Source organism: Pseudoalteromonas sp. ABV4_021, assembly GCF_056159365.1.
Genome location: NZ_JBSWVB010000001.1, coordinates 85,001 through 106,741, shown reverse-complemented (window position 1 = coordinate 106,741; position 21,741 = coordinate 85,001). Strand labels below are relative to the sequence as shown.

18 protein-coding genes and 2 rRNA genes (1 of these 20 running past the window's edge) are annotated in these 21,741 nt (G+C 40.6%); 6 read left to right on the top strand and 14 right to left on the bottom strand.

Features of this window, described 5'->3' with window-relative positions:
* The first annotated feature begins 67 nt into the window (after positions 1-67).
* Both ACXAFE_RS00450 and ACXAFE_RS00445 read left to right on the top strand, forming a co-directional pair.
* Positions 68-1,234: a hypothetical protein gene (locus tag ACXAFE_RS00450; RefSeq protein ID WP_475146978.1), complete on the top strand. Its 1,167-nt coding sequence runs from the start codon at positions 68-70 to the stop codon at positions 1,232-1,234.
* 190 nt (positions 1,235-1,424) lie between these two features.
* Positions 1,425-2,099 carry a TorF family putative porin gene (locus tag ACXAFE_RS00445; RefSeq protein ID WP_475146974.1) on the top strand — a complete coding sequence of 225 codons (675 nt, stop codon included), beginning with the start codon at positions 1,425-1,427 and terminating at the stop codon, positions 2,097-2,099.
* A gap of 113 nt (positions 2,100-2,212) precedes the next feature.
* Here the strand turns inward: ACXAFE_RS00445 and ACXAFE_RS00440 are convergent, their stop codons facing one another.
* The 8 genes from ACXAFE_RS00440 to ACXAFE_RS00405 all read right to left on the bottom strand — a co-directional run bounded on the left by ACXAFE_RS00440 (position 2,213) and on the right by ACXAFE_RS00405 (position 12,611).
* The gene (locus ACXAFE_RS00440) at positions 2,213-3,091 is read right to left on the bottom strand and encodes an aldo/keto reductase (RefSeq protein WP_475146971.1); all 879 of its coding nucleotides are present in this window, start codon (positions 3,089-3,091) and stop codon (positions 2,213-2,215) included.
* A 114-nt stretch (positions 3,092-3,205) separates the two neighbouring features.
* Entirely contained in the window at positions 3,206-3,859 is a 654-nt protein-coding gene (locus ACXAFE_RS00435; protein WP_475146967.1) for a fumarylacetoacetate hydrolase family protein, read from the bottom strand.
* 14 nt (positions 3,860-3,873) lie between these two features.
* Entirely contained in the window at positions 3,874-5,013 is a 1,140-nt protein-coding gene (locus tag ACXAFE_RS00430; protein ID WP_475146963.1) for an alpha/beta hydrolase-fold protein, read from the bottom strand.
* 122 nt (positions 5,014-5,135) lie between these two features.
* Positions 5,136-8,720 (bottom strand): ABC transporter permease/M1 family aminopeptidase, encoded by a 3,585-nt coding sequence (locus ACXAFE_RS00425; protein ID WP_475146960.1) that lies wholly within the window; start codon positions 8,718-8,720, stop codon positions 5,136-5,138.
* A 9-nt stretch (positions 8,721-8,729) separates the two neighbouring features.
* Positions 8,730-9,605, bottom strand: a complete 876-nt coding sequence (locus ACXAFE_RS00420; RefSeq protein WP_336434243.1) for an ABC transporter ATP-binding protein — start codon at positions 9,603-9,605, stop codon at positions 8,730-8,732.
* A 307-nt stretch (positions 9,606-9,912) separates the two neighbouring features.
* On the bottom strand, positions 9,913-11,478 hold the full coding sequence (ahpF, locus tag ACXAFE_RS00415) for an alkyl hydroperoxide reductase subunit F (protein ID WP_475153578.1): 1,566 nt from the start codon (positions 11,476-11,478) through the stop codon (positions 9,913-9,915).
* An 85-nt stretch (positions 11,479-11,563) separates the two neighbouring features.
* A complete protein-coding gene (gene ahpC, locus ACXAFE_RS00410) occupies positions 11,564-12,133 on the bottom strand; it encodes an alkyl hydroperoxide reductase subunit C (RefSeq protein ID WP_038638889.1) in 570 nt (189 codons plus the stop codon).
* 169 nt (positions 12,134-12,302) lie between these two features.
* On the bottom strand, positions 12,303-12,611 hold the full coding sequence (locus ACXAFE_RS00405) for a hypothetical protein (protein WP_475146951.1): 309 nt from the start codon (positions 12,609-12,611) through the stop codon (positions 12,303-12,305).
* A gap of 178 nt (positions 12,612-12,789) precedes the next feature.
* Between ACXAFE_RS00405 and ACXAFE_RS00400 the strand changes: the two genes are divergently transcribed.
* Positions 12,790-13,467 (top strand): nitroreductase family protein, encoded by a 678-nt coding sequence (locus ACXAFE_RS00400; protein WP_475146949.1) that lies wholly within the window; start codon positions 12,790-12,792, stop codon positions 13,465-13,467.
* Entirely contained in the window at positions 13,467-13,676 is a 210-nt protein-coding gene (locus ACXAFE_RS00395; RefSeq protein ID WP_372771010.1) for a DUF1653 domain-containing protein, read from the top strand. The genes ACXAFE_RS00400 and ACXAFE_RS00395 overlap by 1 nt, the downstream gene beginning before the upstream one ends.
* 63 nt (positions 13,677-13,739) lie before the next feature.
* Here ACXAFE_RS00395 and ACXAFE_RS00390 read toward each other — a convergent pair whose 3' ends face one another.
* From ACXAFE_RS00390 to ACXAFE_RS00380, 3 genes are all read right to left on the bottom strand, one after another.
* Positions 13,740-13,943, bottom strand: coding sequence for a zinc ribbon domain-containing protein (locus tag ACXAFE_RS00390; protein ID WP_010562248.1), 204 nt, complete (start codon positions 13,941-13,943; stop codon positions 13,740-13,742).
* 15 nt (positions 13,944-13,958) lie between these two features.
* Positions 13,959-14,897, bottom strand: coding sequence for an SPFH domain-containing protein (locus ACXAFE_RS00385; protein ID WP_054980979.1), 939 nt, complete (start codon positions 14,895-14,897; stop codon positions 13,959-13,961).
* Between the two features lie 140 nt (positions 14,898-15,037).
* On the bottom strand, positions 15,038-15,907 hold the full coding sequence (locus tag ACXAFE_RS00380; RefSeq protein WP_475146944.1) for an MBL fold metallo-hydrolase: 870 nt from the start codon (positions 15,905-15,907) through the stop codon (positions 15,038-15,040).
* 104 nt (positions 15,908-16,011) lie between these two features.
* Between ACXAFE_RS00380 and ACXAFE_RS00375 the strand changes: the two genes are divergently transcribed.
* Both ACXAFE_RS00375 and ACXAFE_RS00370 read left to right on the top strand, forming a co-directional pair.
* A complete protein-coding gene (locus tag ACXAFE_RS00375) occupies positions 16,012-16,413 on the top strand; it encodes a BlaI/MecI/CopY family transcriptional regulator (RefSeq protein ID WP_010562245.1) in 402 nt (133 codons plus the stop codon).
* Positions 16,406-17,605 carry a M56 family metallopeptidase gene (locus ACXAFE_RS00370; RefSeq protein ID WP_475146940.1) on the top strand — a complete coding sequence of 400 codons (1,200 nt, stop codon included), beginning with the start codon at positions 16,406-16,408 and terminating at the stop codon, positions 17,603-17,605. Before ACXAFE_RS00375 ends, ACXAFE_RS00370 begins: the two co-directional genes overlap by 8 nt.
* A 70-nt stretch (positions 17,606-17,675) precedes the next feature.
* Here ACXAFE_RS00370 and ACXAFE_RS00365 read toward each other — a convergent pair whose 3' ends face one another.
* From ACXAFE_RS00365 to ACXAFE_RS00355, 3 genes are all read right to left on the bottom strand, one after another.
* The gene (locus ACXAFE_RS00365) at positions 17,676-19,970 is read right to left on the bottom strand and encodes a penicillin acylase family protein (RefSeq protein ID WP_475146937.1); all 2,295 of its coding nucleotides are present in this window, start codon (positions 19,968-19,970) and stop codon (positions 17,676-17,678) included.
* 620 nt (positions 19,971-20,590) lie between these two features.
* Positions 20,591-20,705, bottom strand: a 5S ribosomal RNA gene (gene rrf, locus ACXAFE_RS00360).
* Positions 20,706-20,840: 135 nt separating this feature from the next.
* Positions 20,841-21,741, bottom strand: a 23S ribosomal RNA gene (locus ACXAFE_RS00355); it runs 1,982 nt beyond the window's last position.

Genomic DNA, 21,741 nt, shown 5'->3' with positions numbered 1-21,741 from the left:
CCACAGCCCGCTTAGTGTAACGCTTTGCAGGACATTGTTAATATTATATTGGGGTCACTTACTAATTATGAAAAAATTGCTTACGTCGCCGTCGAAAATGCCACTTTCTGAAGTGGAAGCAAACATCTACCAAAATATTTTAAAACTCATTCCAGATGTTAGCCTTAACTTAATGGCCGTAAAAGTAAGTAACCACCCCGAAGATTTTGCTGGCTGGTGTTATGAGTTAATTGATGTTGTAAGCAAACGCGTAAATTTTGACCTACTTGAACCAAACCAGCTGCCAATTTTAAAGAAAATTCAGCAACAGCTAGAGGCGGGTATTGGCATTAGCCAAATTAAAACGCTACGTATTGCGCCTTGGCCAGTTGTATTTGATTCAATTCAGCAAAATAAAGAGCGCATTGTGCTAGATGAGCAAATTGCACTGCTTAAACATATTGAGAGTATTCGTGAAACCTCTCTGGTTGATATGATTGAAGAAGACAAGCTGGCATTTGTCGGTAAACATACGGCCAAACATGATCCGAGCATCTATCAATTTGATGTTGAATGGTTTGCGTCAACTAAAACCGCTAAAGCACTGCATAATGTAATTGCCACCAGCTGTACTGACTTAAATGAAGCGCTTAATCATATTCCACTTGAAGGCGATATCACGTTAGAAAACTACATGGACTTTGTGCGTGGTTATATTACTGCGTTTGCAGCCGTTGATAATGAAAAAGCTACACTTGCACCAGCAACCCGTTTACTTGCAATGCGTCGACCTGACTTTTTCACCCCAGTAACAGCAGCAAGCCTTGATGTTTTATGCCAAGCGTTTGGCCTTGTAAGATTAAACAACCAAGATTTTGACCGTTACTGGCACGACATTGTTATGGCAATTCATAAACAACCTTGGTTTATTGCTGCAACACCAGAGGCCGAAGAAGAACAGGCACTTTGGCAATACAAGGCATTAGTACCGTGTTGGTTTGCTTATTACAGTGACGATGCCAAAGAAAACTCGAATTACTACAAAGCACTTCATAAACCGAAACGCGTAAGTTCAGAGAAATCAGGTGGCCGTAAACGCGGAAAAGAATCAGCTGAAGCATTGGTTGATCGTGCGTTGGCAGCAGAAGATATGCCACAACATATTAAAAATATGCGTGATTCTATTGTAAAAGAAGTTGCTGCTGGTCGTAGCGTTGATGAAACCATCACCCTGATGCGTACTATTTTCGGCTAATCACAAAACAAGGTGCGCAGTTTTTGTGCACCTTGTGATTTTCACGCACCGAGTTAGTGCATTATTTTCATATACTCATCTTACCAAAACCATAATTCCTTACTAGTACTTTGATATCGTTAATTTTTTTAGTTTAGGCACAAGATTTGTTAATAAACAGTTAACTCAGCGCTACAATTTTAGGAATATTATGAAAAAACAATTACTCTCAACTCTCACAGCTACGAGTATCACTCTTTTTTCTGCAGCTGGTTATGCAGAAGTAACAGCAAATGCAGCTGCATCTTCCAACTACTTATGGCGTGGCATCACACAAACCAGTGATAATGCTCAAGTATCAGGCGGTATTGACTACGGTCATGAATCTGGGTTTTATGCGGGTACGTGGGCATCGAATGTTGACTTTGGTGGTGATAAGCCAGGTTATGAACTCGATTTATACGCAGGCTTTGCTGGCGAAATGGGTGAGATTGGTTACGACGTGGGCTATGTATATTACGCATACCCAGATGCGGTTGACTCAATCGACTTTGGTGAGCTTTATGGTGCCCTAAGCTGGAACTGGCTAGAAGGTAAAGTAAGTTACCTTAGTAATGCGCAATCTGGTGCAACTTCAGAAGAAGATATGATTTACCTAGAGCTAAACGCAACTTTTGAAGTCTTAAATGAAACCGAACTGACATTCCACATTGGTAATTCGATGGGTGATACCGTTGCAGAGTGGTATGGCGAAGACGACAGCTATATTGACTACGGTGTTAGCATTGCCAAAGGCGGTTTTACCTTTGGTATTGCACAAACAGATTTAGATGCAGACGATGACTTAAAAGTCTATGTTGGCTTTGCCATGGACTTTGAACTCTAAGTTCTTTTGAACCTAAAACTAAAATTACTCCAAGTTGCTACAACTAAGGGTGCCTGACGGCACCTTTATTTCGTTTAAAAATATTCTGAGCACACAATATCCAAGGCTAAGTGTTATGGCACACTGTGACCTGTTGATGCTTGCCAAACGCGATACCATTGCTCACGACTCAAACCCACTTTGCTCGCTGCAACTGCCGATTGAATACGCGCTAACTTTCCAGTACCTAAGATTACACTCGGTTGACATGGTAACGTTAACAACCACGCATAAGCTGCTTGGTCGACACTATCTAACCCAGTTTCTTCAGCAACACTTTGTAATGCAGATCTAACTCGCTGCGCTTGTTCTGTTTCAGCAAATAAACCACCACCAGCTAGAGGCGACCATAACATAGGTGATATTTGATGCTGTTGGCATAAGTTAAGCGTACCATCTTCAAGTGCCCCCATTTGTAACGGCGACATTTCAATTTGATTGGTTACTAACTTGAAGTCTAAACGCGACTGCAATAACTCAAACTGTGAAACAGTGAAATTAGATACTCCAAAGTTAAGCACTTTACCTTGCGCTTTTAGTTCACAAAAAGCGTCTGCAACTTCATCCGCATGCATTAAATAATCAGGACGATGGATCAATAACACATCTAGGCGATCGGTTTTGAAATTACGCAGTGATTGCTCTGCCGAGGCAATGATGTTTGCTTTACTTGAGTCATAGTGTGCAGTTTTACCTGCAAAGCCATTTTCAGGCCACGCAGGTTTAATGCCGCATTTAGTAATAATCTTAAGTTGATCTCTTAAATGAGGTGTTAATGCCTCACCAAAGAGTTTCTCACATTGGTATTGACCATAGATATCTGCATGGTCCACCGTATCTATGCCAAGCGCTAGCAATTGCTCAATAAATTGCGCTAAAGAAGACCCGCGCTGCTGCCACTCATCTAAACGCCAAAAGCCAGCCACAAACGACGGTAATTTAAATTCTTGCATATGATTCTCCTGAGTTTAGATGCGCTTATTGTAAAGTGTGGCCAAACTCAGTGCATTGCTTCGCATACGTTTTCAGAAAAAAATAATCTTTTTGAATAAAATGAAAACTGCTTTCTAAGTAATTGTGCAATTAGCTAACGTTTCGCCATTAAGAGATACACTCAAATTGTCTTGAATATTAAGCTTACCTACGCCTTCAGGTGTGCCCGTTAAAACAATGTCGCCCGGCTGTAATGAGAAGTACCTAACAATTTCAGATAGCAGCTGTTCAAGCTTAAATATCATCAAATTAATATCACCAGATTGGCGAAGCTCATTATTAATCGAGAGCGAAAATTCACTGTGCGTTAAATCATTTTCTGCTAGCGGTACAAAGCGCGACACTAGACAGCTTTTGTCGTAAGCTTTTGCGCGCTCCCACGGATGCCCTTTTGCTTTCAGTTTTGCTTGCTCATCGCGTAACGTAAGATCAAGTCCTACACCTAAACCGGCGATACAAGACTTATAATCAACAATATTGTCCTTATTGAGTGGTTTACCAATTAACAGCATCAACTCCGCTTCATAATGGTGCTCACCTAAGCTATGGTCTAACGCCACTTCCCCTGCCGCATTTACAATACTGCTTGCTGGTTTTAAAAAGAGTAACGGCTCAGTAGGTACTTCATTACCGAGTTCTGCTGCATGGGCAACATAATTGCGACCCACACAAACTGCTTTGCCTATAGGAAGTTCAATAACCTCACCGTTATTCCATAAATACATCATTTAAAATTACCTTTTTATAGTGCTTGCTGCTGTGCCTTAAGTTCAGCCAAATAGCTTGCTTGCCGCTTTATATGCCAAGTGCGCATACTAGCCGCTAGGCTCACTGCTTTTTCTTGTAACTCAATGGCTTTCTCAAATTCTTTACTTTTCGCATAAGCCTTGGCTAAATGGTGATAAGCGTATGCATCTTGCGGATAAAGCGCTAATGCTTGATTAAACACATTTTTAGCCAACTCAGGCGATGTTTCTAATAAGTGAAACCCTAAAGCATTAATTGACGATTTTGGTGACACCTCAAAACCAAACTTTTCAGTTGATAGACGCTTATAATGTGCAACAATCGCATCCACACCTTGCTTAGCTATTTTTGATTCAGGTGCCAAGCCATTATGAATCTCATCAAAGATCTGTTCTATGCCATACGCAGTAGATAATACCGGTAAAGACATAAAGTAATGCGCTTCATAATTTTGATATTGCCATTGTAATGATGCGGGTGCCTTTGCACTAATTTCTTCTTTTAATTGCGAATATCTATGCTGTTGATGATCTTCTTTTATTGTTTCGCCATGGGTAAATAGTAAATAACGCGGCTTATCATTTAACTTAGCTAACTTCTTACCATAGTCCTTTAAAATATTGACGCGTTCTGGCGTGAGCTCTGGGCTAATCACAATATGTGCGTTAAACAAGTTTGGTTTATTCACTAAGCTTGAAAGCACAATCGAACCATTCACCCTAAAGCCACTAAAAATACGAAAGCCGTTAGTACGGTATTGTTTATCAATTTCTGGCACCAATTGCGCTTCAAAAAAATCGAGTAATGGTGTTGTTTTACCTGTTGCATCAAATAGTCGTGCTACTGGGTTACCATATGCAGGGGTAACAATAATGGTTTCTAACCAAGGCCACTCTCCATTATGGCTCATCCAATCATGCATTCCCGCTAAGTAACTTTTGGCATTAGGGTGAAAGTCAAACATCAGCACATAGCGTTTATTTTGCTGTTGCGAATAGCTTTTAGGCAACTGCACATTAAATTCGAGAGGCTGCTCAAACCGCTGGTCATCAATTGTAAGAACTACTTGCTCTGCTTTAACTAACGTACTTAGCAATGCCAGACTAAGCATCAGATAACATATTAAAAAGCGCATAATTTCCCTTTATGTTCAAAGTAGAAGTTAATCCAAACTACGGGATAACGTTATTCAAGTAAACTAAAAAGCCTTATCAGTAAAACTGATAAGGCTTGGTAAGTACATATGAATTATGAGTATTACAGCTTCTTAATATTATCTCCACTGTCGCGGTCAATAAGCTTCACAAATGGGTCAACACCGGCGAACTTAGGTAACTCATTTACTTTCAGTTCGATAATGTTTTCACCTGATTTGATATCATGCTTTTGCAAGTAAAGTACGGTGTTATCCGCTGATAAATCCTCAGGGTCTGCACTGAATAAACCAATATCGACTTTATCGCTAAACTCTACTTCAGTTTCTTTACCTTTACTGTCAGCACGGTTTAGTTTGGCATCAATAGTGAGTGTAACTGTGTATAAGCCATTTTCATCTTGTTGGTCAGCAACTGCAACTTCCGTGGTTTTTAAATCGTATAAGCTGATGTGCTCAAACAAGTTACTTACGAATTGCTTTTCACTGTCATTTGCATCTTGAGAAATGTATGACATTAAATCAAGCGTTGTTGGGTAAGGCGTGCTCTGATACTTAAATTCCGCTAAGAAATCTGCCAAAGCTTTGTTTAAGCGCGTTTCGCCTAGGCGGTCTTTTAGTGACATCATCACCACAGAGCCTTTACGATAGTGAATATATTGCTGGTTTTCACTGCGCATAAATGGCATTTCTTCAAGTGCTTCGGTAGTACGGCCACGTAAGTAGCGATCAAGCTCGTATTTTAAGAACTTACGGATTTTCTCAGGACCATATTTCTTCTCCATTACCATTAACGCGCTGTATTGCGATAAAGCTTCAGAGATAATTGCGCTGCCTTGTACATTGGCCGCACCTACTTGGTGCCCCCACCATTGGTGAGCCACTTCGTGCGCTGTTACATAGTAAACAGGGTCAATGTTTTCAGGGTCACGCAAGTCAGTTATAAAACCAATTTCTTCTGAATACGGCACCGTATTGGCAAAGCTTTGTGCAAATGAGCGGTAACCTGGGAACTCAATAATGCGCATTTGTTTATGCTGATAAGGGCCAAACGCTTCGGTGAAGTAATCAATCGAGTCTTTCACCGATTCAATCATACGATCCACATTCATATCATGGGTTTTATGATAGTAGATCTCGATATCAATCCCGTTATAGCTTTCCTTTTTCGCTTCTAAGCGTGCAGACATAATTGAGTAGAAGTTCACCATAGGTGCATCCATTTGGTAATGGAAAATACGGCGGCCGTTTTCTACTCGTTCTTCGGTTAAATAACCCGGCGCAATTGCAAACTGATCTTCCGACGTTGAAATGGTCGCTTCAAAGTCAATAAAACCTGTACCTTTACCAAAGAAACTTTCATTGTAGTAACGGTCGTCTTCTAGCTTATTGGCACGCTCTAATGGCTCTAAACCATGTTTGCGACGCTTATGGCGGTCAACAATTTGATAGCCCTCGTAGTAGCCGAAGTGAGGTAATAAATCACCGTTGTTAATAAAGGTACCATTATTAAGCAATGTAAAATCTTCATTACCTGCTCTAAAACCTTTATGTTCACGTACTACACTTAGCTTACCGTTACGTGTTTCACCTGGCTGTAATGGCTTATCAAACGTAAACCATGCAAGGCTGTAGGTTTTATCTAATTCACCTAACGCGCCACCCGCTAACTCTACTGAGTACTGTTCGGTATAACGCGGTTTATGCACCATAAACTTCTCAATCGCCGTATCGCCCACATTGGTAAATTCAATATTGGCGGTTGCTTCGATTTTACGTTCAGATGGGAAAATATCCGCGTTGATATCTACTTTAGTAATTACCGGAATATTATCTTCTTTGTGCTGAACATACGCTTTTTCATAACTAGCTTGTTCAAGCTCAAAATCATCCTGCTCTTGATACACATGCAATACGCGAGTGTTTTGGTAAATGTAACTACCACTAGCAATAAAGATAATTAAACCAGCTGCAACGGTCGCTTTACCATAGGCACCTAAATAATAAGGTACTAGCTTGGTACGTGCTTTAAGTGGTTGTTCAGGGCCTCGATGCCAAAGTGCATAGCTCAATGCACCTAAAACTAAACTTGCACCTAACCAATACAACATAAACCAGTTATGCGCTGTTAAGAAGTGGCCATATTGGTTGATGTCTGAATAAGGCACGCTTGGCGCATCGGCAAATTGCCACATTGGATGACTAAAGCCAAAGTTAGAAAGTACTAATGTTCCAATGATGTACACCATAAACAACAGCATACCGACATATTTGTTCGGGCTAATTACTTGAAGGAAGAATGCCATCACCACTGTCATCATCAGTGGCACAAGGTTGATATAACCTAAACGGAATGCATACTGTGATAATTCAAAGTTGGTGTAACCTTTAAGGGCTTGGTTAGCAACTGTAACAAACGTACCAAAGCTATAAAGCAGTACAAAAACAAGTGCTATGGCGATGAATTTAGACAACCAAAAGGTGATGTTGTTTACAGGCATGCTATCAATGATATCGCCCATACCTGAGTTGCGCTCACGCCAAACAACTTCTGCACTGTAGTAAGCTAATATCACCAGCATTAATAAACCGGTAGAGCCAGCTACTAATTGCACCATGGTTTGAGTAAGTGGCCAATTAGGCGTACCAAACATACCCTGTGGGTCGAATAGTGGCGCCATTAACATAAAGCAGGTAATTAAGCCTAAAATCAAAAATGGCGCGCTAAAAATCACTTGTTTCACTTCAAAAAACGTACGTGTTTTAAGGTGAGCAAGGGTATTGATTCGAGGGCTATTTTTAATATTAATACGGTTTGCAAGTGCTGATGTGTAACTGTCATTTACAGCTGATTTTTCAGCTTTTTTCGCTTTTACTTTAGTCAATGTTAGCCCGCGTTTAAAGCCGCCAAACAATGCCAAAATAGCAATCGCTGCCACCAGCCAAATTGCACGGTTTTGTAGTAATACACCGCTTAACTCAATTGCAGAGTTATTCTTCTCATGCATGGTCCAGTAACGGGTTACCTCAGCAAAAGCACTGTAGCCAAACGGGTCTATCAATGCTGCTAATTCGCGATATGCAGGCTCACCGGCGAATTGCACTGCCACGTTATAACCAATAAAGAGTGCCACAGCACTTAAATACACGCCCATCATTGAGCGAAAGCGAATCGCAATTGCGTAAAAAATACAGGCGAGTACTAATAAAGTAGGTACAGATAAATAGAAGAATGCTGTGAAATAATGGCTTAATACAGTTGGCCCTAAGCGCTCAACATCCACCCAACCGGCAGCTGCCCCCAGTGTGGTACCCAGAAAAATACCCAGCGGCACAAACGCAAACACAGTTAATACCACAGCAAATGAGCCGAAAAAGCGCCCTAGCTGATAACTAACAGGGTTTATTGGCTTAGAATATAAAATCTCCGCCATTTTAGAGCTTTCATTACGTGTTGCTGTGCTTGCAACAAAGTTCACCACCAAAAAGATGGCAAAAAAGCCCAATATTAGAAGTGTTTGTGCGATAGAAAATGGGCCGTTATACACCACATTGCCGCCACCGCCAATTTGCACATTTTCAGATACAGTCGCAAAAAACGTTAGCAGAAAGAAAATACTGCTCGTAACAATAAACGAAGGTTGTCGAGTAAAGTAGCGCCACTCGAAGGCGAGCATTTTTAAAAACATATCGCCTCCTTACGCTGCTTTTCGGTGCTGTAGTAGCGTTGAGAAATAAACATCTTCTAAGTTAGCCGGTGCTGCATCAAAACCTTCTGGCTGGTTTTCAGCCATTACATGCACAATGGTTTTACCAGCAAATAAGCGCTTCGAAATAAGCGGCATAGACGATTCAATTTCTTGTGCTTCATCAAGCGATACCGATTTTTTCCAAATCTGACCATTAAGCTGATCGGTAAGCGCAATTGGGTTGCCTTCTAGTAAAATTTGACCCGATGCTAACACTGCCATATTTGGGCAAAGCTCAGATACATCCTCAACTATGTGAGTTGATAAAATAATGGCTTTTTCTTCACCTAGGCTTACTAATAAGTTGTGAAAACGGTTTCGCTCTTCAGGGTCAAGACCCGCTGTTGGCTCATCCACAATAATTAAATCAGGATCGCCTAACAATGCTTGTGCAATACCAAAACGCTGGCGCATACCACCAGAAAAACCGCTTACCGCTTTTTTGCGATGCTGAAATAAATTAGTGTGTGCCAGTAAACCCTCAACAGCTTCCTTACGCTCACCTTTACTTTCGAGGCCTTTTAAAATCGCCATATGGTCAAGTAATTCATACGCGCTAATACGCGGATACACACCAAAATCTTGTGGTAAATAACCTAAGCGTTTACGTAAACTTTGCGGATCATTGAATACATCAATACCATCAAAGGTAATTTGACCGGCATCTGCTGTTTGAAGTGTAGCGATGGTGCGCATTAGTGATGATTTACCTGCACCATTTGGTCCTAATAAACCAAACATGCCTTTTGGCACTTCGAGATTTACATTATTCAGTGCTTTTACACCGTTGTCGTACGTTTTTGATAACCCTGTTATTGATAACATTTGCGTTCTCTTTTTTGTTTATTGCCAATATTTCATCGGTCAGTCTAAGGAAAGTGAACGCAACATAACCATGTAAAAATGATTAAAGGTTAAATTCGGTGATTAACGGTTTATTAACAAAACGCCGCCATTCAAACTAATTAGCGGCGGTACGCTTAATAACGGTCGTATTGTGGAAAGGGAAAAACTTATGCAACTTACAGTTACAGTGCAGCCCATAGCGATAATGATTAACAAAAAAGCCGCCAATCTAAATGATCAGCGGCTTTGCACATAATAGTGGGCGTATTATGTATAAGGGATAAACTTATGCTACTTGCTGCGTGCCATCAGCATGGCGAATTAAATAATCAAATGCGCCTAAACTTGCTGTTGCTCCACTGCCCATAGCAATAATAATTTGTTTAAATGGTGTGGTTGTCGCATCACCTGCAGCATACACACCTGGCATTGATGTAGCGCCCTTATCATCAATAACAATCTCGCCAAATGGGGTTAATTCGATACTGCCTTTTAAAAACTCAGTGTTTGGAATTAAACCTATTTGTACAAAAATACCGGCAAGTGAAAGATTATGTTCGTCGCCAGAGACACGATCCGTATAATTTAGGCCAGTTACTCGTGTGCCATCTCCAATAACTTCGGTAGTTTGCGCATTTTTAATAATCTCAATATTACCCAGACTGTTGGCCTTTTTGATCAGCACTTCATCGGCACGTAAAGTGTCGGCAAACTCCAATACAGTGACATGCTCAACGATATTAGCCAAATCGATAGCTGCCTCAATGCCTGAGTTACCACCACCAATCACTGCCACTTTTTTGCCTTTAAATAGCGGGCCGTCACAGTGCGGGCAATAAGCAACACCTTTACCACGATACTCTTGCTCGCCCGGTGCATTCATTTCACGCCAGCGTGCTCCTGTTGCCAAAATCACACTTTTACTCGACAGTGTTGCACCGCTTTCCAGTGCGACTTCTACATTGCCAGACTTACCTAAGGTAACCGCTTTTTGTTGCGTAATAATATCAACATCATAGTCTTTAACATGTTCTTCAAGCTGTGCCACCAGCTTAGGCCCTTCTGTTTTTTGCACCGAGATAAAGTTTTCAATGCCAACAGTATCTGCCACTTGACCACCAAAGCGCTCAGCTACAATACCTGTTCTTAAGCCTTTACGCGCCGCGTAAATAGCTGCCGAAGCGCCTGCTGGCCCACCACCGACTACAAGTACATCAAATTCATCTTTTTGTGACAGTAGCTCGGCTGTTTTTTCTGCTGCGCCATCATCGAGCTTATAGATAATGTCACCGAGTGTAAGTGCACCTTGGCTAAACAACTCACCATTTAAATACACGCTTGGTACGGCCAAAATGTTGCGCTCTGACACTTCACTTTGAAACAGTGCGCCATCGATCATTGTAACCGTAACATTAGAATTTAAAGCCGCAATTGTGTTAAGCGCTTGTACGACTCCTGGGCATGTTTGGCAACTCAGTGAAATATACACTTCAAAGTTAAGTGCACTTTGCAAACCCTTAATTTGTTCAACTTCCAGCTCACTTGCTTTGGTAGCAACGCCCCCCGTATGCAACAGTGCCAAAATTAAGCTTGTAAACTCGTGGCCCATTGGCACACCTGCAAAGTTAATTTCGGTGCCTCTTTTCGGTGAACGGATCGACAGCATTGGTTTGCGTTCAATTGAATCGTCTTCACGAATTAAAAAGTGCTCACTTAGTGCTAAAAGATCATGTGCTAAGGCTTTTACTTCCTGTGATTTATCACTGTCATCTAAGGCAATGACCAGCTCTACAGGGTCGACAATACTGCTAAAATGGCTCTGTAATTGTGTTTTGATATTGTTATCTAAAATACTGTTCATGATGATCATTCCTTAAATGACATTAATCGGTAAACCAAATTGCTGCCTGCTCTAACAGGCAGCAAGGTAAGAGGTGTTAGATTTTGCCAACTAGGTCTAATGAAGGAGCTAGTGTTTCATCACCTGGCTGCCATTTAGCAGGACAAACTTCACCGTCATGTGATGCAACATACTGTGCAGCTTGAATTTTACGAACCAGTTCGCCCGCATCACGGCCAATACCTAAATCGTGAGTTTCGATAACCTTAATCTCACCTTCAGGGTTGATTACAAATGTGCCGCGTAGTGCTAAGCCGTCTTCTTCAATCATTACACCAAAGTTGCGTGTAATACGGCCAGTAGGGTCGCCAATCATTGGGAATTGAATTTTCTTAATTGTGTCTGACGTATCGTGCCACGCTTTGTGTGTAAAGTGTGTGTCGGTTGATACTGAGTACACTTCAACACCCATTTCTTGTAACTTGCTGTAGTGATCCGCTAAGTCGCCAAGTTCGGTTGGGCACACAAAGGTAAAGTCAGCTGGGTAAAAGAAAACAACTGCCCATTTGCCTAAAACGTCTTTTTCAGAAACTTCAACAAACTCACCATTGTGGTATGCCATTGCGTTGAAAGGTTGGATAGTTGTATTGATTAACGATGTGCTCATAATATTTCTCTCTCTATAATGAAATTAGTCATCGGAAAAATTAATTAATGCTTTCCGATTGGCTTGATATATAGATTAAGAAATTCAGTTAAAAAGATAAAACAGATTAATTTGATTACTGTAATCGATTTTTAAGAACATCATAAAGTGATCGATTTTAACCTGCTAATTAATGACTTTTATTAGCACCATCATCACACTTAATTTTTTGCTCGCCATAAAAGTAGATATTGTTTACTAAGGTATAAGAACCCGATAACAAACCAGATACCGGAATGATTATGGAAGACAGTACGAACCCAGACACGCTGTAAAAGGTATTAGTTGCTTTCGCAACATCAACCACTTTTAGTATTTTCTTGTCACTAGAAAGCTCGCAGCGCAATTTTGCAACACGGGTTGCTTCTTTATCTGTAACAGGAAACACTACACAAGCAGACAGCAAAGAAAGTAATATTAAATGTAGAATTATTCTCATAGTCGACTCCATGATTTATAAGGTTTTTTACTATAGCGAATGAAACCTAATGTGACTGTAAGTATCTGTAATTACAAATTGATGGTTAACTATTTTTCACATTGACCACCAATATCACTTAAAAATATTTGCACCTAAGTGATACCAAGGATATAACAAAAATAAAAAGGGAAAAGTTATGCAAGATCATCAATCAGTACCACTCTCAGACTTTATAGAATACCCTCAAGATGAAATGTTACATCGGGCACAAACATTTTTAGATACCAGTAAACGTCGCCATTCTATTCGTTCGTTTTCAGATAAGCCTGTACCAAAAGAAATAATTGAAACCTGTATAAAAGTTGCCGCAACCGCACCAAGTGGTGCAAATCATCAACCATGGCATTTTGTAGCCATCAATAGTATGGATGTTAAAAAGCAAATAAGAGAAGCTGCCGAAGATTTAGAACGCTCTTTCTATGAGGGTCGTGCTGGTGAAGAATGGCTCGATGCACTAAAACCTCTTGGCACTGACGACCAAAAGCCTTATTTAGAGCATGCACCTTGGCTTATCGCTATTTTCAGCCAAAAGAAAGGCGGCATTCATATTGATGATAAAAACACTAATTACTATGTGCATGAAAGTGTGGGTATTGCCACCGGGTTTCTAATTCAGGCTTTGCACCATAGCGGTTTAGTTACACTCACCCATACCCCAAAACCCATGAGTTTTTTAACTGATATTTGTGGCAGAAATAAAGATAATGAGCGACCCTATATGCTAATTATTGCAGGGTACCCAGCCGAAAACGCAACGGTTCCTGAGCATGCGCTAATTAAAAAAGACATTACTGAGGTTTCAAGCTTTTTATAATGAAAATACAACCAGGAAAATACCAGCACTTTAAAGGTAACTTTTACCAAGTTATTGACACTGTTACTCATAGCGAAACACAAGAAACGCTTGTATTGTATAAACCACTTTATGGCGAGCAAGCGCTGTGGGTAAGACCAATTGAAATGTTTTTAGAAGAAATAGAACGCGACGGAAAAGTGTTTAAACGTTTTACCTTGGTAGAATAAGAGCCCTAGTGGCATAAAGACAAAATAAAAAACGCTGCAATTGCAGCGTTTTTTTATTTAAAGCTAGTTAGTGAACAAATCAAAAATATTGCCTAAGGTACTTGTCTTTCCTCGGTAAAACTCAGTGTAAGTACAGTTTTTACATACTACCGCGGTAAACTTTCTATTTTGCATATCAAAGATTTTTGACCAGCCACTACCCGTTGTAGCTATTTCATCTGTGTCGTAGCTTTCGCACTGACACTTAGGGCAAGACCAATTCGCCATACACCCTCCTATTTATTATTTCTTTTTACCATCCATTGACCATAAAATGCTTTGGTCTGCACCCATTACGGTTGTTGGCATTTGACCGTTCCACTGCTGTGCACGCATATAATCAACAAGCGTTGCATTTGCTTTAATTGCTTCAGCTTTCTTTTGAATAGCTTGCGCTTCTGCAAGACCTTTAAGCTTTATTGCCTCAGCTTGTGCTTCTGCTTCTACGCGAATCGAATATGCTTGACCATCGGCTTTTGCTTTTGCCGCATCACGTTGCGCCATTGCCGTGTTTACTTCACGCTGAGCTTCAAGTTTTTGGCGCTCTAAACGGTGCATTTCTGCTGCCGCTAGGTTTTTCTCAGTTTGCTTGGTTTCAATTGATTGAATGTACTTTTGTGGTAACACTAAATTCTCTAACTGAGCCGAGTCTAGTTTTACTGGGTACTCTTTCATTTCTTCAACTAAAAGCTCTTCAATCTGTGCAATTACCTGCGAACGATTTTGAATTAGCTCTTCTGCTTTATATCGCGCTAGTGCATCTTTTGTCGCAGAGCGCAGCTTTGGATCGAGAATTCGACTTTCAAACTGACTTAAACCACCGTAACTTTTGAATAGATCAAATGCTTGTTCGCGCATTACCGTCCAGTTGATTGATACTTCAGCTGTTACAGGCATTTGCTCGTGTGTTGATGCATTTAATTTTTCAACATTTTTGCGAGTACGGATCTCCAGTACCTCAACATCATCAACAAATGGTATTTTAGTATGTAGACCTGGGTTTACTTGTTCTTTTGCTTCACCAAAACGTTTGATAATACCAACGTGACCTTCATCAACCGTGTACATCGCTGAATAAATCAGTGATAAACCGACAACACCAACAATCGCACCTACGATTGCTCCTTTTTTCTTTGGAACCGCCATTGTTAAATCTGGTAAATCATTTTTATCATTCAACATACTTGTTACTCCAATGTATTAAGTGACACAAACAGTAACAAATAATTACCTCAATTGGGCAAATAAATGATTTTAGGTCTAACGTCATGCCAAACGGAGTTAGATACTTTTAAAAGGCTAGTAACTCAATTTAACTAAATTTAATCGCTTTTAGCTTCATTTGTAAGACTCGAATAAAATAGCTTAGTAACGCGTTCTTCGGGCAACCAATTGGAATAAGTGAGATTTAAACTAGCAAGTGGTTTAAGCGCCAAAACTTGCTCTAGACTTTTGCCATCCGCCATAGCATTTAGCATAAGTTCTCTCGCTTGCTTTAAAAGAGCTAAGTAAGACTGCAAACCTTGTTTAGAGGTTACCGGACCGTGGCCAGGAATAACTTTGGTTGTATCGTTTATTTTGCCTAACGTGCTGGTAACAGCATTAATTACCCCATCTAGCGAACCACCACTTTCCACATCGACAAACGGTAAGCTATTTAAATTAAAGAAGATATCACCCATGTGTACTGCATTGGCTTTGTTATAGAAAATAACCGCATCGCCATCGGTATGTGCATTGTGATAATGCCATAGCTGCGCGTGCTCGTTGTTAAAGTGCAGTATCATATCTTTACCAAAGCTAATTACGGGTAAGTATTTTGAGCCTTCACCATGTTTGTCTTTTAAGCGTTTGTATACATTGTGATGCGCAATTACATGGCTTCCCGCATTAGCAAAATTCTCATTACCGCCAGTATGATCGCCGTGATGGTGAGTATTAATAACAAACTCTGGCGCTCCATCTTGTAACTTGCTAATTTGCGCCTTAATACCATCGCTTAATTTAGCAAACTGATCGTCTACAATATAAATACCATCCTGCCCGCTGCTAATAGCTATATTGCCTCCTTGCCCGTATAGCACATGTAAATTATCTGACAGCTTTTCAAGCTTAAACTCTACGTTTGAGGCAACAGCTGGCAAGCTCAGACAACCCAGTGAAAACAGCAGTGGTAACGTTAATTTATTCATAACAAGGCCTTTTTGTTTTTATGCTACTACGAGTTTTAGCAACTTATGGTTTAAAAAAACAGCAAAAATAATTCTTGACGAAATTGATTACAACTGTAATTCTTATGTTAGTTTTAATTACACGTGTAATCTTTATGGATATTAGTAATTCTGAATTTGAAGTGCTGCAAGCATTATGGCGAGTTCACCCAGCCGACGCGCAAACGGTTGTTGATGAACTAAATAAAGAAAAAGACTGGCACGAAAAAACAGTCAAAACCCTGCTTGGCAGAATGGTAAAAAAAGGTGCAATTAGTTTTGAAAAAAATGGTCGCAGCTATATTTATTCTCCGGTGTTGGAAATTGAAGCATATCAAGTACAAGAAAGTGAAAGCCTGATTGAGCGTTTATTCAATGGCCGCATTGCGCCATTGGTTACAGGCTTTGCCAAAAATAAAAACTTAAGTAAGCAAGATATCGATGAGCTAAAGCATTTGATCGATAAATGGGAAAAGAATAATGATTGATTGGCTAATAGAGCAGCTTTGGCCGTTAAGCTTAGCCATTGTCTGCGTATTGCTGTGTAGTAAGTTACTCCACAGTTTTTTAAGCGCTAAGTTTCAATATACCTTGTGGCTATTAGTTCCACTTGTGCTCATCTTAAATAACTTACCTATTTCTAATAGCTTATCGTTAGAAACTGAGTTGCATCACTATGTAGTGTCAGTAAAAGCGCAATCTAAGTCATTAGATATTTATGGCTTTGTTAGCATGATTTGGCTACTTGGGTTTAGCTTAATGGCTTTTCTTGTCATCTACGAACACATTTCAATTGGTAAAAAGTTTAATAAAAATAAGCAGTTTAGCCATAAAATAAACAGCCATTTACCAGTTTACTATAGCGATTCAGTGAATAGCCCGGTGCTTTTTGGCTTACTCAAACAGCGCCTTTTTATCCCCCGAGACTTTCATGCAAGCTACGATACCGAGCAAGCAAAACTCATTTATCAACATGAATGGGTGCACTACACGCGCCAAGATAACTGGAGCAATGCATTTGCCATCGCCTTACTACTTATATTTTGGTTTAACCCTCTTTGCTGGATCGGTTACAGCCAGTACAGAAAACAACAAGAAGTTGCCTGTGATGCTGCTGTATTAGCTCACGCAAACAGAACACAGCGAATAGCATATTGTCGCGCTTTAATTGCATGTGTTTCTGACAATCATAACTCACTTTCTAGTTACAGTTACTACATGGAGAAAAGTACGATGAAACAACGTTTAAACACAATTCAAAAAATGCCAAAAGGCAATGTTATTGTAAATGTATTACTTAGCTTAGTACTATTTGCAGGACTCACTAGTGTAGCCTTTGCTAAATACGGCGAAGGCACTAAAGAATACAGCAAAGAAGAAGCACAACCTATTGTACGCATTGAACCTGTATATCCTAAACAGGCGGCAGATCAGGGGATTGAAGGCTCGGTAGTATTAGGGTTTACTTTAACAGCAGATGGTCAAACAGATAACGTTAAAGTTATATCTGCTGAACCAAAAGGAATATTTGATCGCGAAGCAAAACGCGCATTAAAACAGTGGAAGTACACACCTACAAAAAACACTAACAAACAACACCTAGTACAATTAGACTTTGCTCTTTCGGAAGAATATAAATCAAAGGATTTAGTTGAACGTATCAAGGTAAGCTCACACTAATTCCCAAGAACTATTGCTTTGTAGCAGAAGCGATTGTTAAAAGGGCATCATATGATGCCCTTTTTTACGTTTACCTTTTCTCAAAGTCGATGCGATGCACTATTTCACCTGGTAACAAAGGCGTATTCTTTAGTTCAATATAGTCATTGTAACCAGCCCGGTAATAAGGCGATAAAGGATGACCGCTTTGCCCGCCTGGCAGAGTTAAAATCGCTTTTTGCTCTAACCCTGGTTGCACAAATAAACGCTGTGATGCGCCAAAACTAGTCCCTTGTACAGCAGGCATAAAACTGTCGCCAAATGCTGGTGTTTTAGGCATATCAAGCAACCTACTTAACAGTGGGATCTGTTCACTAAACGGGTGCTTTATATTAAGTTCGTTTACAGCTCCCCATGTTAATTCATTTAAAGATCCGCTGTCACTTCCAGTGTGTTTGGTGAGCAAATCGCTCTTCATAGTGATATATGTTGTGCTTAATAATTCAGGCCACGAGGCAACACTTGGCGGCAACCATTGATCGGTAAAACTATTTATTAATTGCCACGTTGCAGGTTCGAGATCGTTCTTAATTGGTGCTAATGTTAGCCCTTCTGCTCTTAATCGTGTTTCAATTGGGGAGAACAGTTTATTTATCAATGCCGAGCGATATCGTCGAACCAAGGTGTAGCCTACAGAATTTGCACATGCACATTCGCCCCAATTTTCAACTAACTTGATATCTTGTGCATACTTCTCAGGCGATAAGTTAAGTACCTTAAGCAATAGCGATTGCCACGGTTTTAAAAATATCGCTTGGTTATCAAGTTGAATTTGATAAAAGTCGTGTTCACTAAATTGTTCCCTTTCGAATAAACGCTGCTGTATTTGTTTAGCACGAGCACCTAAAGCGTACCCTCCGTTGCCAAAGCGCTTATCTTGTTCAACGCTCACTACTCTGCTATTTCCGCTCCATAAACGATTATTCTCTGGATTTACCATAAAAGGAACGTCTACTGCATCGTATTGCCAATTGGTATCAAATACTTCAGGCTTAATTGCAATTTCAGTTGGCGTTGTGCGTGCAGGAATCGCGCCGGTTGCTTGCCACGCTGCATTCCCCAAACTATCGGTGACTAACATGTTCTGTACAGGTATACCGATCGTTTTTGCAATCGATAATGCCTCTTCAACATTCGTTGCGCGCTCTAAGTTCATTAACTCCATGTCGACTGCGTAATCTTGATGAGCAACCCATTTCAGCGCATATTTCTTGCCTGCGATATGTTTTACCGGACCAAACTCACTTTTTTCAAGCGAATACATATATTCTTTATCTGGCGTGACTATGCGCTCATGAATTGTCTTCGTCTCTTGTGTTTCATCCAGTGCAATCCAATCTGCTGTATCGATATATGCATTTGTAAATCCCCAAGCGACATGACCATTTGTCCCAACAACAACAGCTGGTGCTCCAGGTAAGCTAACCCCTGTTATTTGATAGCTCTTATCATTTTCAATGTAGTTAAGCTGGGTGCGGTACCAAATAATCGGCACGGCTAACCCTAAATGCATGTCATCTGCTAATAATGCATTACCAGATTCAGTTAACCTACCAGTCACAGCCCAGTTATTACTTCCAATATCTTTAGGTTCATGAATTTCATGCGTTACATTAGTAAACAGCGATTTGTTAATCGATGGAATTGCATACTCAACCAATTCAAACTCTGAACCATCGAGTGCTGCTTGATATTGACTTGGTTGGGTTAAGAAGCTAACCATTTCGCTACCAAATTGTTCAGCAATATAAGTAAGAGTTAAATCGCGATTAAACGTTTTTGATTGTAAATCGAGATACATGCTGAAAATAACAAGCAAGCTGTCTTCAGGTAGCCATGGTTTGCGGCTTGCACCTGTTAATAAGTATTCAAAGCTTGAGTAAGGTGTATGGCTTTGCGCTAAATTAACACCTTGCGCATAACGTTTGAGAATTTCCGTATGCTCTGGTGGTAGACTTTTAAGAATTTCTTTACTTCGCTTTCTAAATTGATGAAAGCGCATTTTTTTATCCAAGCCTACCGCTGCTTTGCCAAATAATTCCGAAAGTTCACCAGCAGCGTTGCGACGCAGTAAGTCCATTTGAAAGAAACGATCTTGTCCATGCGCGTAGCCTAATGTAAACGCTGCATCTTTTCGTGATTTAGCATTGATCACAGCGTGCCCTAATGCATCGCGTTCCAGAGAAGTGTTACTTGATATATCAGAAACCTGCGTTTTACCCGATAGCTCCGGTAAGCTCAAAGTGAGTATGCCATATACAGTTGCTGTGGCGATTAATGCACCAATAATGAAGAATAATGAAAGCCATTTTATTATTTTTGTCATTTGCTTCCCTTTTTTAACAGGACTTATTTAATGTAACTAGGCAGTCAATTTTATAATCACATAGTTATATGTTGTCCAGTTTAACACTCAACAATTAGTTAGCCAGCTTAAATCAGATTAAAAAAACAGCAAAATAACTATACAAAAGACGGAAAATATTACTATACTGTTTAACGTATACTGATTTTCATCTTTCCATTGTCTGATCTGCAAAAAGCTGGTTTTCTCCTCCAGCTTTTTTCTTGCCCAAAGAATAATAAACGTTAAGCCTTAAAGGCCAACGCCTCTAACGGGTAATAGAACAATTAACTTCGATTGGTTTTGATATCGACCCACAAACCCGTCATATGATGAAAGGCCTTATTAATATGAATAATAAGCACAGCATTATTATCGACCCAGCAGTGATTTTTTCACCGCAAGAAGAAGCCGAGCCAGCTTAGGTTCAGGGTTCAGGATTCAGGATTCAGGATTCAGGATTCAGGATTCAGGATTCAGGATTCAGGATTCAGGATTCAGGATTCAGCAATATCCTGAACTCTGGTTGCTTAATCCTAAAATCTTTTATGTCTAAAACGCAAAAAGCCCGCTCAATGAGCGGGCTTTTTACTTAATTAGGAGCTTGGCGATGTTCTACTTTCACATGGGCGAACCCACACTATCATCGACGCTGTTTCGTTTCACTTCTGAGTTCGGCATGGGGTCAGGTGGTTCCAAAACGCTATAGTCACCAAGCAAATCTGGTTGACTTAAGAGTTAATCTTAAATCTAAATCTGGAAAGCTTTTTTTAAGTAAATGTCTACTTTAGTATTTGTCTCTTTTTTCAGAGACTATTCAACTTCTGCGGGTCTAAACCACTTTGGCGTTGTATGGTTAAGCCTCACGGGTAATTAGTACAGGTTAGCTTAATGGCTCACACCACTTCCACATCCTGCCTATCAACGTTGTAGTCTTCAACGGCCCTTCAGTTAACTCAAGTTAAAGTGAGAACTCATCTCGAGGCTCGCTTCCCGCTTAGATGCTTTCAGCGGTTATCGATTCCGAACGTAGCTACCGGGCAATGCAATTGGCATCACAACCCGAACACCAGCGGTTCGTCCACTCCGGTCCTCTCGTACTAGGAGCAGCCCCTCTCAATTCTCAAACGCCCACGGCAGATAGGGACCGAACTGTCTCACGACGTTCTAAACCCAGCTCGCGTACCACTTTAAATGGCGAACAGCCATACCCTTGGGACCGACTTCAGCCCCAGGATGTGATGAGCCGACATCGAGGTGCCAAACACCGCCGTCGATATGAACTCTTGGGCGGTATCAGCCTGTTATCCCCGGAGTACCTTTTATCCGTTGAGCGATGGCCCTTCCATTCAGAACCACCGGATCACTATGACCTACTTTCGTACCTGCTCGACGTGTCTGTCTCGCAGTTAAGCTTGCTTCTACCATTACACTAACCGTACGATGTCCGACCGTACTTAGCAAACCTTCGTGCTCCTCCGTTACTCTTTGGGAGGAGACCGCCCCAGTCAAACTACCCACCAGGCACTGTCCACAACCCCGATTCAGGGGCCTATGTTAGAACATCAACACTACAAGGGTGGTATTTCAAGGACGGCTCCACACAATCTAGCGACTGTGTTTCAAAGCCTCCCACCTATCCTACACATGTAGGGTCAATGTTCAGTGCCAAGCTGTAGTAAAGGTTCACGGGGTCTTTCCGTCTAGCCGCGGGTACACAGCATCTTCACTGCGATTTCAATTTCACTGAGTC

Bases quoted from the DNA above. Each gene is read 5' to 3' on its own strand.
- ACXAFE_RS00420 (WP_336434243.1), bottom strand. From the start codon at position 9,605: ATGTTATCAATAACAGGGTTATCAAAAACGTACGACAACGGTGTAAAA.
- ACXAFE_RS00385 (WP_054980979.1), bottom strand. From the start codon at position 14,897: ATGTTGAATGATAAAAATGATTTACCAGATTTAACAATGGCGGTTCCA.
- ACXAFE_RS00375 (WP_010562245.1), top strand. From the start codon at position 16,012: ATGTTAGTTTTAATTACACGTGTAATCTTTATGGATATTAGTAATTCT.
- ACXAFE_RS00380 (WP_475146944.1), bottom strand. From the start codon at position 15,907: ATGAATAAATTAACGTTACCACTGCTGTTTTCACTGGGTTGTCTGAGC.
- ACXAFE_RS00390 (WP_010562248.1), bottom strand. From the start codon at position 13,943: ATGGCGAATTGGTCTTGCCCTAAGTGTCAGTGCGAAAGCTACGACACA.
- ACXAFE_RS00430 (WP_475146963.1), bottom strand. From the start codon at position 5,013: ATGCGCTTTTTAATATGTTATCTGATGCTTAGTCTGGCATTGCTAAGT.
- ACXAFE_RS00445 (WP_475146974.1), top strand. From the start codon at position 1,425: ATGAAAAAACAATTACTCTCAACTCTCACAGCTACGAGTATCACTCTT.
- ACXAFE_RS00365 (WP_475146937.1), bottom strand. From the start codon at position 19,970: ATGACAAAAATAATAAAATGGCTTTCATTATTCTTCATTATTGGTGCA.
- ACXAFE_RS00435 (WP_475146967.1), bottom strand. From the start codon at position 3,859: ATGATGTATTTATGGAATAACGGTGAGGTTATTGAACTTCCTATAGGC.
- ACXAFE_RS00405 (WP_475146951.1), bottom strand. From the start codon at position 12,611: ATGAGAATAATTCTACATTTAATATTACTTTCTTTGCTGTCTGCTTGT.
- ACXAFE_RS00440 (WP_475146971.1), bottom strand. From the start codon at position 3,091: ATGCAAGAATTTAAATTACCGTCGTTTGTGGCTGGCTTTTGGCGTTTA.
- ACXAFE_RS00425 (WP_475146960.1), bottom strand. From the start codon at position 8,720: ATGTTTTTAAAAATGCTCGCCTTCGAGTGGCGCTACTTTACTCGACAA.
- ahpC (WP_038638889.1), bottom strand. From the start codon at position 12,133: ATGAGCACATCGTTAATCAATACAACTATCCAACCTTTCAACGCAATG.
- ACXAFE_RS00395 (WP_372771010.1), top strand. From the start codon at position 13,467: ATGAAAATACAACCAGGAAAATACCAGCACTTTAAAGGTAACTTTTAC.
- ACXAFE_RS00450 (WP_475146978.1), top strand. From the start codon at position 68: ATGAAAAAATTGCTTACGTCGCCGTCGAAAATGCCACTTTCTGAAGTG.
- ACXAFE_RS00400 (WP_475146949.1), top strand. From the start codon at position 12,790: ATGCAAGATCATCAATCAGTACCACTCTCAGACTTTATAGAATACCCT.
- ACXAFE_RS00370 (WP_475146940.1), top strand. From the start codon at position 16,406: ATGATTGATTGGCTAATAGAGCAGCTTTGGCCGTTAAGCTTAGCCATT.